General features: G+C 69.2%; 13 protein-coding genes and 1 pseudogene. 3 read left to right on the forward strand and 11 right to left on the reverse strand.

Annotated elements, in window-relative coordinates:
• The 11 genes and pseudogenes from D180_RS08705 to D180_RS08755 form a co-directional block, all read right to left on the reverse strand.
• Positions 1-266 (reverse strand): annotated as a pseudogene (locus D180_RS08705) (glutamate 5-kinase); the annotation flags it as partial.
• Positions 267-270: 4 nt separating this feature from the next.
• Positions 271-528: a YciI family protein gene (locus D180_RS08710; RefSeq protein ID WP_017912490.1), complete on the reverse strand. Its 258-nt coding sequence runs from the start codon at positions 526-528 to the stop codon at positions 271-273.
• Between the two features lie 125 nt (positions 529-653).
• On the reverse strand, positions 654-1952 hold the full coding sequence (gene argH, locus D180_RS08715; protein ID WP_017912491.1) for an argininosuccinate lyase: 1299 nt from the start codon (positions 1950-1952) through the stop codon (positions 654-656).
• A 112-nt stretch (positions 1953-2064) separates the two neighbouring features.
• Entirely contained in the window at positions 2065-3030 is a 966-nt protein-coding gene (argC, locus tag D180_RS08720) for an N-acetyl-gamma-glutamyl-phosphate reductase (protein ID WP_017912492.1), read from the reverse strand.
• Complete coding sequence (locus tag D180_RS08725; RefSeq protein WP_017912493.1) at positions 3027-3656, reverse strand: GNAT family protein; 630 nt, start codon at positions 3654-3656, stop codon at positions 3027-3029. Before D180_RS08725 ends, argC begins: the two co-directional genes overlap by 4 nt.
• 14 nt (positions 3657-3670) lie before the next feature.
• Positions 3671-4987 carry an acetylglutamate kinase gene (locus tag D180_RS08730; protein WP_017912494.1) on the reverse strand — a complete coding sequence of 439 codons (1317 nt, stop codon included), beginning with the start codon at positions 4985-4987 and terminating at the stop codon, positions 3671-3673.
• Positions 4988-5066: 79 nt separating this feature from the next.
• Positions 5067-6164, reverse strand: a complete 1098-nt coding sequence (locus D180_RS08735; RefSeq protein ID WP_017912495.1) for an acetylornithine deacetylase — start codon at positions 6162-6164, stop codon at positions 5067-5069.
• Between the two features lie 6 nt (positions 6165-6170).
• Positions 6171-6623: a GNAT family N-acetyltransferase gene (locus D180_RS08740; protein ID WP_017912496.1), complete on the reverse strand. Its 453-nt coding sequence runs from the start codon at positions 6621-6623 to the stop codon at positions 6171-6173.
• A 187-nt stretch (positions 6624-6810) separates the two neighbouring features.
• Entirely contained in the window at positions 6811-8046 is a 1236-nt protein-coding gene (locus tag D180_RS08745) for an argininosuccinate synthase (protein WP_017912497.1), read from the reverse strand.
• 58 nt (positions 8047-8104) lie between these two features.
• On the reverse strand, positions 8105-9136 hold the full coding sequence (locus D180_RS08750; RefSeq protein WP_017912498.1) for an N-acetylornithine carbamoyltransferase: 1032 nt from the start codon (positions 9134-9136) through the stop codon (positions 8105-8107).
• A 299-nt stretch (positions 9137-9435) separates the two neighbouring features.
• Positions 9436-9966 carry a hypothetical protein gene (locus D180_RS08755; protein WP_017912499.1) on the reverse strand — a complete coding sequence of 177 codons (531 nt, stop codon included), beginning with the start codon at positions 9964-9966 and terminating at the stop codon, positions 9436-9438.
• A 142-nt stretch (positions 9967-10108) separates the two neighbouring features.
• Between D180_RS08755 and cysS the strand changes: the two genes are divergently transcribed.
• The 3 genes from cysS to D180_RS08770 all read left to right on the forward strand — a co-directional run.
• Positions 10109-11524 (forward strand): cysteine--tRNA ligase, encoded by a 1416-nt coding sequence (cysS, locus tag D180_RS08760; protein WP_017912500.1) that lies wholly within the window; start codon positions 10109-10111, stop codon positions 11522-11524.
• A 208-nt stretch (positions 11525-11732) separates the two neighbouring features.
• On the forward strand, positions 11733-12173 hold the full coding sequence (locus tag D180_RS08765; protein WP_017912501.1) for a SufE family protein: 441 nt from the start codon (positions 11733-11735) through the stop codon (positions 12171-12173).
• On the forward strand, positions 12170-12783 hold a 614-nt coding region (locus D180_RS08770; protein WP_017912502.1), incomplete at its 3' end, for an MFS transporter. The genes D180_RS08765 and D180_RS08770, both read left to right, overlap by 4 nt.

The raw sequence follows: 12783 nt of genomic DNA on the forward strand, positions 1-12783 counted from the left end.
GCCCCCTGCCGTGCCGCCAGCGCCGCACCGGCCTCGGCGGCCTTGGGCACGATGGCGCGCCCGGCGGCGACCGCGCCGGAGGACACGATCACCAGTTCGCGCCCGGCCGCCAGGTTGGCCGAGACGAACTGCGCCAGGCCCAGCGCGAAGCGCGGCGTGAGCCCGCCGCCGTCGGCGGCCAACAGGCTGCTGCCGACCTTGAGCACTGCGCGCCGCCACGGCGGCAGGCGTTGTTCGACGAAGGGCGATGGCGTCTGCGAGGTCATGGGATCAGCGCGTGTTCCATTCGTACACGGTGAGGTCAGAGCAACCTTGGATCGCCAGCGGATCGGCGGCGACGATCGCCTGGGCCTGCGCCAGGTCGTCCACGCCCTGCAGCAGGTAGGCGCCGCCGCTGCGATCGCTGAAGCCGCCGGTCAGTGCCAGCAGGCCGCGTGCACGCAGGTCGTCGAGGAAGGCCTGATGCGGCGCGACCACGCGCTCGTCGAAGCTCGGTTTGCGCATCGCCAGGACCAGGTAGTGCTTCATCGTACGGTGTTCCTTCTGCAATCGGTTTGCATGTTCGGCGTCGCAGCGAATGCTTTTTGTGGGAGGGGCTTCAGCCCCGACGCGTTAGCGCCGAGGCGTCGCGGCTGAAGCCCTCCCACAGGCAATCAAGCGTCCAGCGCGTGCCAGCGCGCCTGCAGCTCGTCCAGGCGCAGATCGGCGGCAGCGCCGGGCGAGACCCGCGCGGCCAGGCTGCCTTCCGGCGTGCGCCCCTGCCCAGCGCTGTCGGCGGACGCGGCGGCGGCCTGATAGGCCTCGCGGAACGGCACACCGGCCACTGCGGCTTCCACCGCCACGTCGGTGGCGTACATGCCCGAATCGATCGCCGCGCGCAGCCTGTCCTCGCGCCACTCCAGGTTGGCCAGCAGCGCCGGCAGCAGCTCCAGCGCGGACAGGCCTCGGCCGAAGCCATGGAAGATCGCGCCCTTGCTGCTCTGCAGGTCGCGGTGATAACCGGACGGCAGCGACAACAACTGTTCGATCTCGGTACGCGCGGCGGCCACGCTGGCGTGGGTGGCGCGCATCAGCTCGATCACGTCCGGGTTGCGCTTGTTGGGCATGATCGAGCTGCCGGTGGTGTACTGCGCCGGCAGCGCGACGAACCCGAATTCGCCGCTGGTGAACAGCGACAGGTCCCAGGCCAGGCGGCGCAGGTCCAGGGTGGCGCTGCCCAGCGCTTCCAGCGCGGCCATCTCGAACTTGCCGCGCGAGAGCTGCGCATAGATCGGGCTGACCTGCAGGCGCGCGAAGCCCAGCGCGGCGGTGGTGTGCGCACGGTCCAGCGGCAGGTTGACGCCGTAGCCGGCGGCGGTGCCCAGCGGATTGCAGTCGACCAGGCGCAGGGTGTCGCGGGCGCGCAGCGCGTCGTCGATGAAGGCCTCGGCCCAGCCCGCCCACCACATGCCCGCCGAGGACACCACGGCGCGCTGGATGTGGGTGTAGCCGGGCACCGGCAGGTCGCGCTCGGCCTGCGCACGGTCCAGCGCCACCTTGGCGATCTCCGCGCTCAGTTGCGCCAGCCGCGCCAGCTTGTCCTTCAGCCACAGCCGGGTGGCCACCAGGATCTGGTCGTTGCGGCTGCGTCCGGTGTGGATCTTGCGCCCGGCATCGCCCAGGCGTTCGGTCAGCCGCGCCTCGATCGCCGAGTGCCCGTCCTCGAAGCGCGCATCCAGCACGAACGCGCCGCTACGGAAATCCTCGGCCAGCACCGCCAGCTCGCGCTGCAGCCCGGCCAGTTCGTCGGCGGACAGGATGCCGATGCGCTGCAGGCCTTCGGCGTGCGCGCCGCTGGCGGCGATGTCGTGCAGGAAGAACTCGCGGTCCAGGAGCACGTCGTCGCCGGCCAGGAAGGCCTGGATCTGCGTGTCGACGGCGACGCCGGGTTTTTGCCAGAGAAGATTAGTCATTGGGGGTCCTTTTTTGCGGGACCCGGGACCCGGGGCCCGGGACCCGGAAAAGCAAAAGCATCGGCTCTTGCTTCTCCGGGTCCCGAGTCCCGGGCCCCGGGTCCCGACGATTTCAAACGGGAATCGACGTCAACTCGTCCACGCCCAGCGCCAGGTTGAGGTTCTGCATCGCCTGCGTCGCGGCGCCCTTGAGCAGGTTGTCGAGCGTGGCCACCAGCACCAGCCGCTTGTTGCCCGGGGCCAGGGTGAAGCCGCCGAGCTGCACGCCGTGGCGGCCGGCGATGCGGCTGACCCACGGCGCCTCGTCGATCACCTCGATCAGCGGCTCATCGGCATAGCGGGCACGATACAGTTGCTGCACTGCCTCCAACTTCAGCGGCTGCTGCAGCCACAGGTTCACGGTCATGGTGATGCCGCGGAAATGCGGCGCCACGTGCGGCATGAACTCCACCGGCACGCCGAGCTGTGCGGACACCTCGCGCTCGTGCATGTGGTCGGTCAACGCGTACGGCATCAGGTTGTCGCGCAACAGCGCCGGGTTGTTCTTGTCCGACGGCGTGGTGCCGGCACCGGAATAGCCGGACACGCCGAAGCACTGCGGCGGCCCGGCGAGCTGCTCGCGCAGCGGCGCGATCGCCAACTGCATCGCGGTGGCGTAGCAGCCCGGGTTGCTGATGCGGCGCTGCCCGGCATAGCCGGCGCGGGTCAGTTCCGGCAAGCCGTAGTACCAGGCCGGGTCGAAGCGGTAGTCGGCGGACAGATCGACCACGATCGGGTCGGGCGCACCGGCGGCGACCGCCGCATCCAGCGCCGCCACGTAGGGCGCGGCCTTGCCGTTGGGCAGCGCCAGCACCACCACTTCGGCGCGCTTGGCCGCCACCGCCTCCGGGTCGAGATTCTCGTAGCGCAGCTCGCCTTCGTAAGCGTCGTGGTGCGCATCGACACGCTGCCCGTCCAGCTCGCGCGAGGACAGGAAGGCCAGCCGCAACTGCGGATGCGCGGCGATCAGGCGGATCAGTTCGGCGCCGGTGTGGCCACGGGCGCCGACGATGCCGATGGAATGAATGGGAGTGTTCATGCGTGCGAATCCAGGCGGAACTGCAGGTGGCGTTTCACCCCGGCCCATTCCGTATCGATGATGGAGAAGATGACGGTGTCGCGCGGGGTGCCGTCGGCGTGGCGCTTGTGGTTGCGCAGCACGCCGTCCTGCTTGGCCCCCAGCCGCGCGATCGCGGTGCGCGAGGCATGGTTGAACCAGCTGGTCTCGAACACCACGCTGAGGCAGCCGAGCGATTCGAAGGCGTGGCCAAGCAGCAACAGCTTGGCCTCGGTGTTCAGGCCGCTGCGCTGCACCCGTGGCGCATACCAGGTGTAGCCGATCGACAGCGTCGGCACCTGCGGATCCAGGCCGTAGAAACGCGTGCTGCCGACGATCTCGCCCTGCGCATCGCGCACCACGAACGGCAGCACCCGCCCCAGCGCCTGCACCTCCAGCGCGGCAGCGACGTAGGCGTCCACCCGCTCCGGCGCCGGCACATTGGTGAACCAAAGCGCGTCCAGGCCGCTGCCGCGCAGCGCGGCGCGCAGCCCCTCGGCATGCGCCGCCTGCAGCGGCTCCAGGCTGACGTGGCGCCCGCGCAGTGTGGGCACGTGGCGCCAGGCCTCGGGCAGCACGGGATCGATGCTGGAGATGGGAACGGTCATGACGAAAGCGCCGCTCAACCCTGCAGGGTCGGCGTGCGCGTGGCGCAGTGCGCCACGCAGTGCTGGATCTGCTCGAAGGTCTCCAGGCCGTACCAGAACACCTTCCACTTCTCCTGCTTGAAGCAGCCGTCGGACTCGGCGTAGTAGAAGATGTTGACCTGGTTGTTGTGGCGCGAACGCCAGAACAGCTGCGGCGTCTCCTCGCGCATCACGTTCCACACCGCGCGCCCCAGGCCCTCGCCCTGCGCGTCGTCGAGCACCGCGAACTTGTCCAGGTAGGTATAGCCACCCTCGTCGGTGAGGATCACCGCGGTGCGGTAGTTCTCGCTGACGTAGGCGCGCAGCAGCTTGGTGGTGTCGAAATAGTCCGGCACCAGGGTGCGGCCGAAACTGGATTCGATCAGGGTCTTCAGCCGCGGCAGGTCCAGCTCGCTCCACGCCGTGGCGCGCAGCACCTTCTCGCCGCGCCGCACCAGGGTGCCCGAGCCCTTGTGTGTGAACAGTTCCTTGGCCAGGTCGGCCGGGCGCGTGATCGACACCGACGACTCCAGCGGCAGCCGGTCCAGCAGGTCCTTGATCTGCTCGATCTTGACCTTCATGCCGCCATGGATCCACGGCTGCGCGATCAGGTGGTCGTACTCGGTGGACAGGTTGATCGAATCGATCACCGTGCCCTTCTCGTCGAGCAGGCCGCCGGTGCCGGTGAGGAAGATGATCTTGTACGGCTGCAGTTCCTGCACCAGTTCGTTGGCGGCGAAATCGGCGTTGATATTGAGGATCTGCCCGCTGGGGGTCTCGCCCAGGCTGGTGATGACCGGGATCGAGCCGGCCTGCAGGCTGGCCTCGATCGGCGCCAGGTTCACCGCGCTGACCTCGCCGACCAGCCCGTAGGTATCGCGGTCCAGGTACTGCGCCTCGAACACGCCGCCGGTAATCGAGGTAGCGCGTGCGCCGTTCTGCTGCAGCGCCTCGACCAGCTTCAGATTGGAAGCCTGGAACACCCGGCGCACGATCGCCAGCGCTTCCGGCGAGGTCACCCGCAGGCCGTTGACGGTCTGCTTGTCGATGCCGGCGGCGGACAGCTCCGCGTCCAGCTGCGGGCCGGCGCCGTGCAGCACGATCGGGGTCAGGCCCACTTCCTGCAGGAACGACAGCGAGGAGGTCAGCGCCTCCAGGTCGTCGCGCAGCACCGCGCCGCCGACCTTGACCACGGCGAAGCGCTTGGCGTCCAGCTGCGAGAAGCGCTTGAGGTACTGGCTGATCTCCTTCGCGCTGGCCATGCTCGAGAGCAGGCGCACGATGGTCTGGCGGGTTTGGCGGTTGGCGTGCATGGCGTGGGGCGATGTCCGAAGGAATCCAGGGTGGAGCCGATCGCAGGATCGGTCCGGGCGACGAGGGAAGGCGCGCGGCTCAGCGCGTGCCGTTGATGATGCGGTGCACCGAGTCGGCGTAGCGCTGCAGTTGCTCCAGCGTCACGAACTCGTCGGCGGTATGCGCCTGGGCGATGTCGCCCGGGCCGTAGACCAGCGCGGTGTAGCCGCCGGCGGAGAACAGCGAGGCCTCGGTCCAGAAGTCCACCGCGTTGCCGATCGGCAGCTCCAGCGCATCGGCGACGTCGCGCGCGGCCAGGCGCTTGTCCTCGGCGCGCGCAATGTCTCCCGACGGCAGGCTCGGCCCGCGGAAGGTCTCCTCGAAATGCGCCGCGGCCGGCTCGGCGAAGCCGGCGAAGGTCGCCAGCAACGCATCCACGTCCATCGACGGCAGCGGCCGGAAACCGAAGCGCAGCTCCGCCGCCGGCGCGATCATGTTGGCCTTGATCCCGCCCTCGACCCGGCCGATGTTGAAGCGCAGCCCGGTCAGCCCGCCGAAGCGCGCGTGCGCCAGCGACTCCACGTGGTCCAGCGCACGGCCGCCCCAGCGCATCGCCTGATGCAGGGCGCTGGCCGCGGCATCCTGCTTGCCGGAGGCATGCCCGGCGCGGCCGGCGAAGCGCATCAGCACCGAACTGATGCCGCGATGCGCCAGCACCGCCTCGCTCATGGTCGGCTCGGCCACCAGCACCGCTTCATAGGGAATACCGCGGGCCAGGAACGCGGCGATGCAGCGCGGGTCGTTGGCTTCCTCGTCGCTGGAGAACAGGAACGCGGCATCGCCGTCGCCGGCATTGGCCGCGGCCAGCAGCGCCGCCGCCGCACCCTTGATGTCGCACACGCCCAGGCCGACCACGCGATCGTCCAGGCGCCGCATGACGTGCGGATCGGCGCTCCAGTGCGGCGAATCCGGCACTGTGTCCAGGTGCACGTTGAACAGGTACTTCGGCGTGCCGCGTACCGCGTACAGGCTGACCGCGCCGGCGCCGTGGTCGATCACCTCCACCGCGAAGCCGGGCAGCTGTGCGCGGATGTAGTCGAAGATGCCATCGGTCCCGATCGCCCGCGGCGGATTGCGGGTGTCGAAGGACACCAGTTCTTTCAGGTGGGTCAGGGTGGATTCGAGCAGATCGGTCATGGTGTGTCAGGCTGCCGTGGTGCTGGTGCGGTAGAGATCGGGATAGGCGATTTCCATCAACGACTGCGGCCGCGCCGGCGCGGCGAACCCATACTGGGCGTACAGCGCATGCGCATCGGAGGTGGCGAGCATGAAGCGACGCAGGCCTTGCAGCTGCGGGTGGGCCATCACCGCCGCCACCAGCTGCTTGCCGTAGCCGCGGCCGCGGTGGGCGTCGAGCACGAACACGTCGGCGAGATAGGCGAAAATCGCGCCGTCGGTGATCACCCGGGCGAACGCCACCTGCCCGACGCCATCGAGATGGCCGCCGAAGCACAGCGAACCGGCGATCGCCCGCTGCACCGTGTCCAGCGGGATGCCCAGGCTCCAATAGGCCTGCTCGCTTAGGAAGCGATGGATCAACGGCAGATCCAGTTCCTGCTTGTCGGTGCTGATGCGCAGTGCGTGCATGAGGTCCATCAGACAGGTCCTTCTCCCCTCGGGAGAAGGTGCCCCGCAGGGGCGGATGAGGGTGCGAGCGAAGCCTGGTGAAGCCAATCGCGCCAGCAGGTGAAGATCCTGGCGAAGCTCGCGCAACCAACTGGTGCGAGGCTTCGCCCGGACCCTCACCCCAACCCCTCTCCCGAGGGGAGAGGGGCTTTAAGCGTCAGCGATTGACCTGCGCGTACAGCGTCGAACTCATCCCGAACAGCTTGATGAAGCCCTCGGCCTCGGCCACGCCCCAGTCCGCCGACTGCGCGTAGGTAGCGCCCTTGGCGTTGAGCAGGTGCGGCGACTTCACCGCCACCGCGTCGACGCGGCCGCCGCGGGTCTCCAGCGTCACCTCGCCGTTGACCATCGCCTGCGACGACTTCAGGAAGGCTTCCAGGTCGGTCTTCAGCGGGTCGTGGTAGAAGCCTTCATAGACCAGCTCCACCCACTTGCGCGCCACGTCCGGCTTGAAGCGGTTCTGCTGCTTGGTCAGCACCGCATCCTCCAGCGCGCGGTGCGCGGCCAGCAGCGCCACCAGGCCCGGCGCCTCGAACACGATGCGGCCCTTCAGGCCGATCACGGTGTCGCCGGTGTACACGCCGCGGCCCACGCCGTAGGGCGCGAAAAGCTTGTTGAGCTTGGCCAGGATCTGTTCGCCCGGCAGCGCCTTGCCGTCGAGTTCGACCGCCTCGCCCTGCACGAACTTCAGCTTCACCGTCAGCGGCTCGGTCGGCCACGCGCTGCGCGGCGCGCACCAGCCGCGGGCGCCCTCGCCCGGCGCTTCCCAGCGGTCGATCTCGCCGCCGGACATGGTCAGGCCCAGCAGGTTCTCGTTGATCGTGTAGGCCTGCTGCTTGGCACGCACGCCGAAGCCGCGCTCCTCCAGGTACTTCTGCTCGTAGGCGCGGGTCTGGGTGTGTTCCTTCTGGATCTCGCGGATCGGCGCGACGATCTCGTAGTCGCCCAGCGCCTTGACCGCCAGGTCGAAGCGCACCTGGTCGTTGCCCATGCCGGTGCAGCCGTGCGCGATGGTCTTGGTGCCCAGCTCCTCGGCGCGCTTGAGCGCGGCATCGACGATCAGGTAGCGGTCCGACACCAGCAGCGGATACTGGCCCTGGTAGCCCTCGCCCGCCCACACGAACGGCTTGACGAAGCCGGCCCAGATCGCCGGGCCGCCGTCGACGGTGACGTGGCTGGCCGCGCCCAGTTCCGCGGCGCGCTTCTCGATGAAATCGCGCTCCTCGGCATCCACGCCGCCGGTGTCGGCAAACACGGTGTGCACCGCATACCCCTTGGCCTGCAGGTAGGGAATGCAGAAGCTGGTGTCGAGGCCGCCGGAGAAGGCGAGGACGATGTCCTTGAGGCCGGGAGTGGGGAGTGGGGAATCGGGAATGGTAGAAGCGGTGCTCATGGCGGTTTCCTTGATGACGCGTAAAAGTGGGGGCAAAGGCTGCTGCTGCGACGATTCTCTATTCCCGATTCCCGATTCCCGCTTGCGACGCAAGCGCCGCCATGATCGCCTTCTGCACATGCAGGCGGTTCTCGGCCTCGTCGATGGCGATGCAGTTGGGCGAGTCCATCACCGCGTCGGTGGCCTTGACGTTGCGGCGCAGCGGCAGGCAGTGCGAGAACACGCCGTTGTTGGTCAGCGCCATCTTGCGTTCGTCGACGATGAAGTGCTGGTACTGGTCGCGGATCGGCTTCTCCGGGCCCCAGTTGCCGAAGAACGGCAGCGCGCCCCAGCTCTTGGCGTAGACCACGTCGGCGCCGGCGTAGGCGCTGTCGATGTCGTGGCTGACGGTCAGCGAGCCACCGCTCTCCTGCACGTTCTGCGCGGCCCAACCCATGTAGCGCTCGTCGAGCACGTAGTCGGGGGTCGGGCACAGCAGGGTCACGTCCATGCCCAGGCGGGTGGCGATGGTCAGTGCGGAATTGGCCACCGCGGTGTTCAGCGGCTTGGGATGGTAGGTCCAGGTCAGCACGTACTTCTTGCCGCGCAGGTCGCGGGTGCCGAAGTGCTCCTGCAGCGCCAGCGCGTGCGCCAGCTCCTGGCAGGGATGGGTAATGGTCTCCATGTTGATCACCGGCACCGGCGAGTACTTGGCGAAGCTCTTCAGCACCAGGTCCTCGCGGTCCTTGGCCCAGTCGACGAACTTCGGGAACGCACGCACGCCGATCAGGTCCACATAGCGGCCCAGCACCCGCGCCACCTCGGCGATGTGCTCTTCGGTGTCGCCGTCCATCACCGTGCCCAGGTCGAACTCGATCGGCCACGCGTCCTTGCCCGGCTGCAGCACCACCGCATGGCCGCCCAACTGGAACGCGCCCAGCTCGAAGCTGGTGCGGGTGCGCATGGACGGGTTGAAGAACACCAGCGCGATCGACTTGCCCTTCAGTTCGCTGCCGAGACGGTTGCGCTTGAACAGCGCCGCCTGGGTCAGCAGCGCGTCGAGCTCGGCGCGGCTCCAGTCCTGGGTGTTCAAGAAGTGCTTCAGAGACATCGATCGATCCTTTGCAGCGGTGGGGACGCGGGGACGCGCGAGGCGTTCTACAGGGAGGTTCTTTACGGGTGAAACTTTTCCGGCCGATGAAAACGAAAAAACCCAGCCTCGGGCTGGGTTTTCAGAACGAACGGCACGACGCTCCGGTTACCCAGCGAGAATGTGGGATTCCGGTCGACGCGCGCGCGACGTCATGCCCGAGGCCATGCGTGCGGCGCTGAGATCGTGCTGGGGCAGGTTCGCTTTCATCGGCGCGCATCCTCGCACGCGCACGCCACAGGCGCAAGCGCGTGCGGCGCTCAGCGCGGCGGCACCACCACCGCGTCGGGCACGTACGGGGCCACGGAGACGCGGATGCGCAGGCGGTTGCCCGGATCCTCGGGCAACCGCGAGCGGTACTTGGTGCCCTTGTAGACATAGTCCACGTCGTAGGCGATGGGCCGGCGGAACTCGCGGCCGACCTCGACCATCCGGCAGTTGCGTCCGCTCTGCGGCGCCGTGGCCGGCGCAGCGGCCGGGGCCGGCTCCTCGTGGCGGCGGCTGAAGATGTCCTTCACCGAATCCATCAACCGGTTCAAGCGGCTGTCGTCCTCGGCCGGCTTGGGTGCCGGCGCCGCCGGGGCCGGCGCGGGGGCCGGGTCGCACTGCTGCTCGGTGCGGGTGGCGCGCAGGGTCTGGTAGACCGGCTCCACGTTCAGCACCTGGGCGTAGTCCAGCTTGACGTTCTCGATCACCACCACCCGATTGCGCACCTCGGAGTCCTGCGCCCAGGCCGGCGCGGCGGCGCAGGCAAGGATGCCGACCAGCGGCAACAACGGGTTCGGGCGCATCGGCAGCAGCTTCGCAAGGGCAGACCGATGAGTGTAGGCATGGCGGCTTGCGTCGGGCTGAACGCGAGCCGACAGGCGCGCCGCGCGCCCGCCTGGCGACGGCTGCCGGTAGAATCGGACGGTTTCCCCACCGCCGATGCCGATGAGCCTGCGCCTGCACAACAACCTGACCCGCCGGGTCGACGCCTTCGAACCGCTCGATCCGGTGGCCGGCCCGACGCTCTACGTCTGCGGCCCCACCGTCTACAACTACGCGCACATCGGCAACGCCCGCGGCCCGGTGGTGTTCGACGTGCTGGCGGCACTGCTGCGGCGCCGCTACGGCAAACTGCGCTACGCCCGCAACATCACCGACGTGGACGACAAGATCAACGCCGCCGCGCAGGCGCAGGGCGTGCCGATCTCGGCCATCACCGACCGCTTCGCGGCCATCTACCGCCAGGACATGGCCGCGCTGGGCGTGACCCCGCCGGACATCGAGCCGGCGGCCACCGCGCACATCCCGCACATCGTGGCGATGATCGAACGGCTGATCGCCGGCGGCCACGCCTATGCCGCCGAGGGCCACGTGCTGTTCGCGGTGGCCAGCTTCGCCGATTACGGCAAGCTGTCGCGGCGCGACCCGGAGGAGATGCTGGCCGGCGCCCGCGTCGAGGTCGCCCCGTACAAGCGCGACCCGGGCGACTTCGTGCTGTGGAAGCCGTCCAGCGACGACCTGCCGGGCTGGGACTCGCCATGGGGCCGCGGCCGCCCCGGCTGGCACATCGAGTGCTCGGCGATGGCCGCCGCGCACCTGGGCGAGACCATCGACATCCATGCCGGCGGCGTCGACCTGCAGTTCCCGCACCACGAGAACGAGATCGCGCAGAGCGAATGCGCCCATGGCGGCGCCACCTTCGCCCGCGTGTGGCTGCACAACGGCATGCTGACCTTCAGCGGCGCCAAGATGAGCAAGTCGCTGGGCAACATCGAGACCGTGCACGATCTGATCGAGCGGCATCCGCCCGAGGCGCTGCGCTGCGCACTGCTCAGTGCCCACTACCGGCAGCCGCTGGACTGGTCCGACGCCCTGATCCAGGCCCAGGTGGCCCGGCTCGACGGCCTGTATGGAACGCTGCGCGATCTGCAGGCCATCGACGCCGAAGCCGTCATTCCGGCCGAGATCGAAGAGGCCCTCGACGACGACCTCAATACGCCGCTGGCGCTGTCGGTGCTGTCGAGCCTGGCGACCCAGGCGCGACAGGCACTGCGCGAGGCGGCGCCGGCCGGCGGCCCCGACCCCGCCGACGCCACGCAACGTGCGGACACGCTGCGCGAGGCCAAGGGCCGCCTGCTCGGCGCCGGCCTGGCCCTGGGGCTGCTGCAGCAGGATCCCCAGGTCTGGTTCCAGGGTGCCGGCAGCGACGACGACGCCCGCATCCAGGCGCTGATCGACGCCCGCAGCGACGCCAAGAAGGCCCGCGACTTCGCCCGCGCCGACGCCATCCGCCAGGAACTGGCCGACGCCGGCATTGTCCTGGAGGACACGCCGCAGGGCGTACGCTGGAAGCGTGGGTAACCGAGCCCTCGTAGAAAAAGGGCGCACGGCTGTTCCCTTCTCCCTCCGGGAGAAGGTGCCCCGAAGGGCGGATGAGGGTGCGGGCGCCGGATGAGGGCACGACGCGAAGCGACTCGCATGGACAAGTCACGAAGCTACGCCCGCCCCCTCACCCCAACCCCTCTCCCGGAGGGAGAGGGGCTTTACATCGCTTGATTCTGGATTGCTGATGACCGACACCGACTTTCCGCTCGAACCCACGCCCGCCGACGCCCAGGCCGCCATCGCCGAGGAGTTCGGCTTCTTCGGCGACTGGTCCGAGCGCTATCAGTACCTGATCGACCTGGGCCGCAAGCTGCCCGCCTTCCCCGAGCACTGGAAGACCGAGGAGCATCGCCTGCACGGCTGCCAGTCGATGGTGTGGATCGTGCCCGAGGGCAATGCCGAGCGCCTGGTGTTCCATGCGATCAGCGATTCGGCGATCGTCTCCGGGCTGATCTATCTGGCGCTGCGGGTCTATTCCGGGCGCAGCGCCGCGGACATCCTCGCCACCGCGCCGGACTTCGTCGCCGCCATCGGCCTGGGCAAGCACCTGTCGCCGACCCGCAGCAACGGCCTGGCCGCGCTGCTGGCCTTCATCCAGGACACCGCACGCGCCCAGCAGGCATGAGCGCGCCGCTGCCCACCCCACCGCAGACCTTGCGCACGCTGCTGGCGCACCCCGGCTTCGCCCTGGTGCTGGCCTACCGCATCCTGGCGATGCTGTCCTACCAGGTCGTCGCGGTCACGGTCGGCTGGCATATCTACGAGATCACCCGCGATCCGTTCTCGCTGGGCCTGATCGGGCTGGCCGAGATCCTGCCGTTCTTCTGCATCGCCCCGTTCGCCGGCTACCTGGTCGATCATCTGCCGCGCCGCTACCTGGGCATGCTCGCCAGCGTCGGCCTGGTCGCCACCGCCGCGGTCCTGCTGGCGGTGAGCCGCGGCTGGCTGGCGGCGCAGGGCGTGTGGCCGATCTACGCGGCGATCGCCCTGACCGGCGCCGCGCGTGCGTTTCTGTCGCCGGTGTACAACGCGCTGTTCGCCCGCGTCCTGCCGCGCGAGGCCTATGCGCGCGGCGCCAGCGTCGGCAGCGTCGCGTTCCAGGCCGGCATGGTGATCGGCCCGGCGCTGGGCGGCCTGCTGGTCGGCTGGGGCGGCAAGAGCCTGGCCTACGGCACCGCCATCGGCGCCTCCAGCGCGGCGCTGCTGGCGCTGTGGCTGCTGCGCGTGTCCGAGCC

The organism is Xanthomonas sp. SHU 166 (assembly GCF_000364685.1).
Classification (GTDB): domain Bacteria; phylum Pseudomonadota; class Gammaproteobacteria; order Xanthomonadales; family Xanthomonadaceae; genus Xanthomonas_A; species Xanthomonas_A sontii.

Bases quoted from the DNA above. Each gene is read 5' to 3' on its own strand.
- D180_RS08730 (WP_017912494.1), bottom strand. From the start codon at position 4,987: ATGCACGCCAACCGCCAAACCCGCCAGACCATCGTGCGCCTGCTCTCG.
- argH (WP_017912491.1), bottom strand. From the start codon at position 1,952: ATGACTAATCTTCTCTGGCAAAAACCCGGCGTCGCCGTCGACACGCAG.
- D180_RS08750 (WP_017912498.1), bottom strand. From the start codon at position 9,136: ATGTCTCTGAAGCACTTCTTGAACACCCAGGACTGGAGCCGCGCCGAG.
- D180_RS08725 (WP_017912493.1), bottom strand. From the start codon at position 3,656: ATGACCGTTCCCATCTCCAGCATCGATCCCGTGCTGCCCGAGGCCTGG.
- D180_RS08745 (WP_017912497.1), bottom strand. From the start codon at position 8,046: ATGAGCACCGCTTCTACCATTCCCGATTCCCCACTCCCCACTCCCGGC.
- D180_RS08735 (WP_017912495.1), bottom strand. From the start codon at position 6,164: ATGACCGATCTGCTCGAATCCACCCTGACCCACCTGAAAGAACTGGTG.
- argC (WP_017912492.1), bottom strand. From the start codon at position 3,030: ATGAACACTCCCATTCATTCCATCGGCATCGTCGGCGCCCGTGGCCAC.
- cysS (WP_017912500.1), top strand. From the start codon at position 10,109: ATGAGCCTGCGCCTGCACAACAACCTGACCCGCCGGGTCGACGCCTTC.
- D180_RS08710 (WP_017912490.1), bottom strand. From the start codon at position 528: ATGAAGCACTACCTGGTCCTGGCGATGCGCAAACCGAGCTTCGACGAG.
- D180_RS08740 (WP_017912496.1), bottom strand. From the start codon at position 6,623: ATGGACCTCATGCACGCACTGCGCATCAGCACCGACAAGCAGGAACTG.
- D180_RS08755 (WP_017912499.1), bottom strand. From the start codon at position 9,966: ATGCGCCCGAACCCGTTGTTGCCGCTGGTCGGCATCCTTGCCTGCGCC.
- D180_RS08765 (WP_017912501.1), top strand. From the start codon at position 11,733: ATGACCGACACCGACTTTCCGCTCGAACCCACGCCCGCCGACGCCCAG.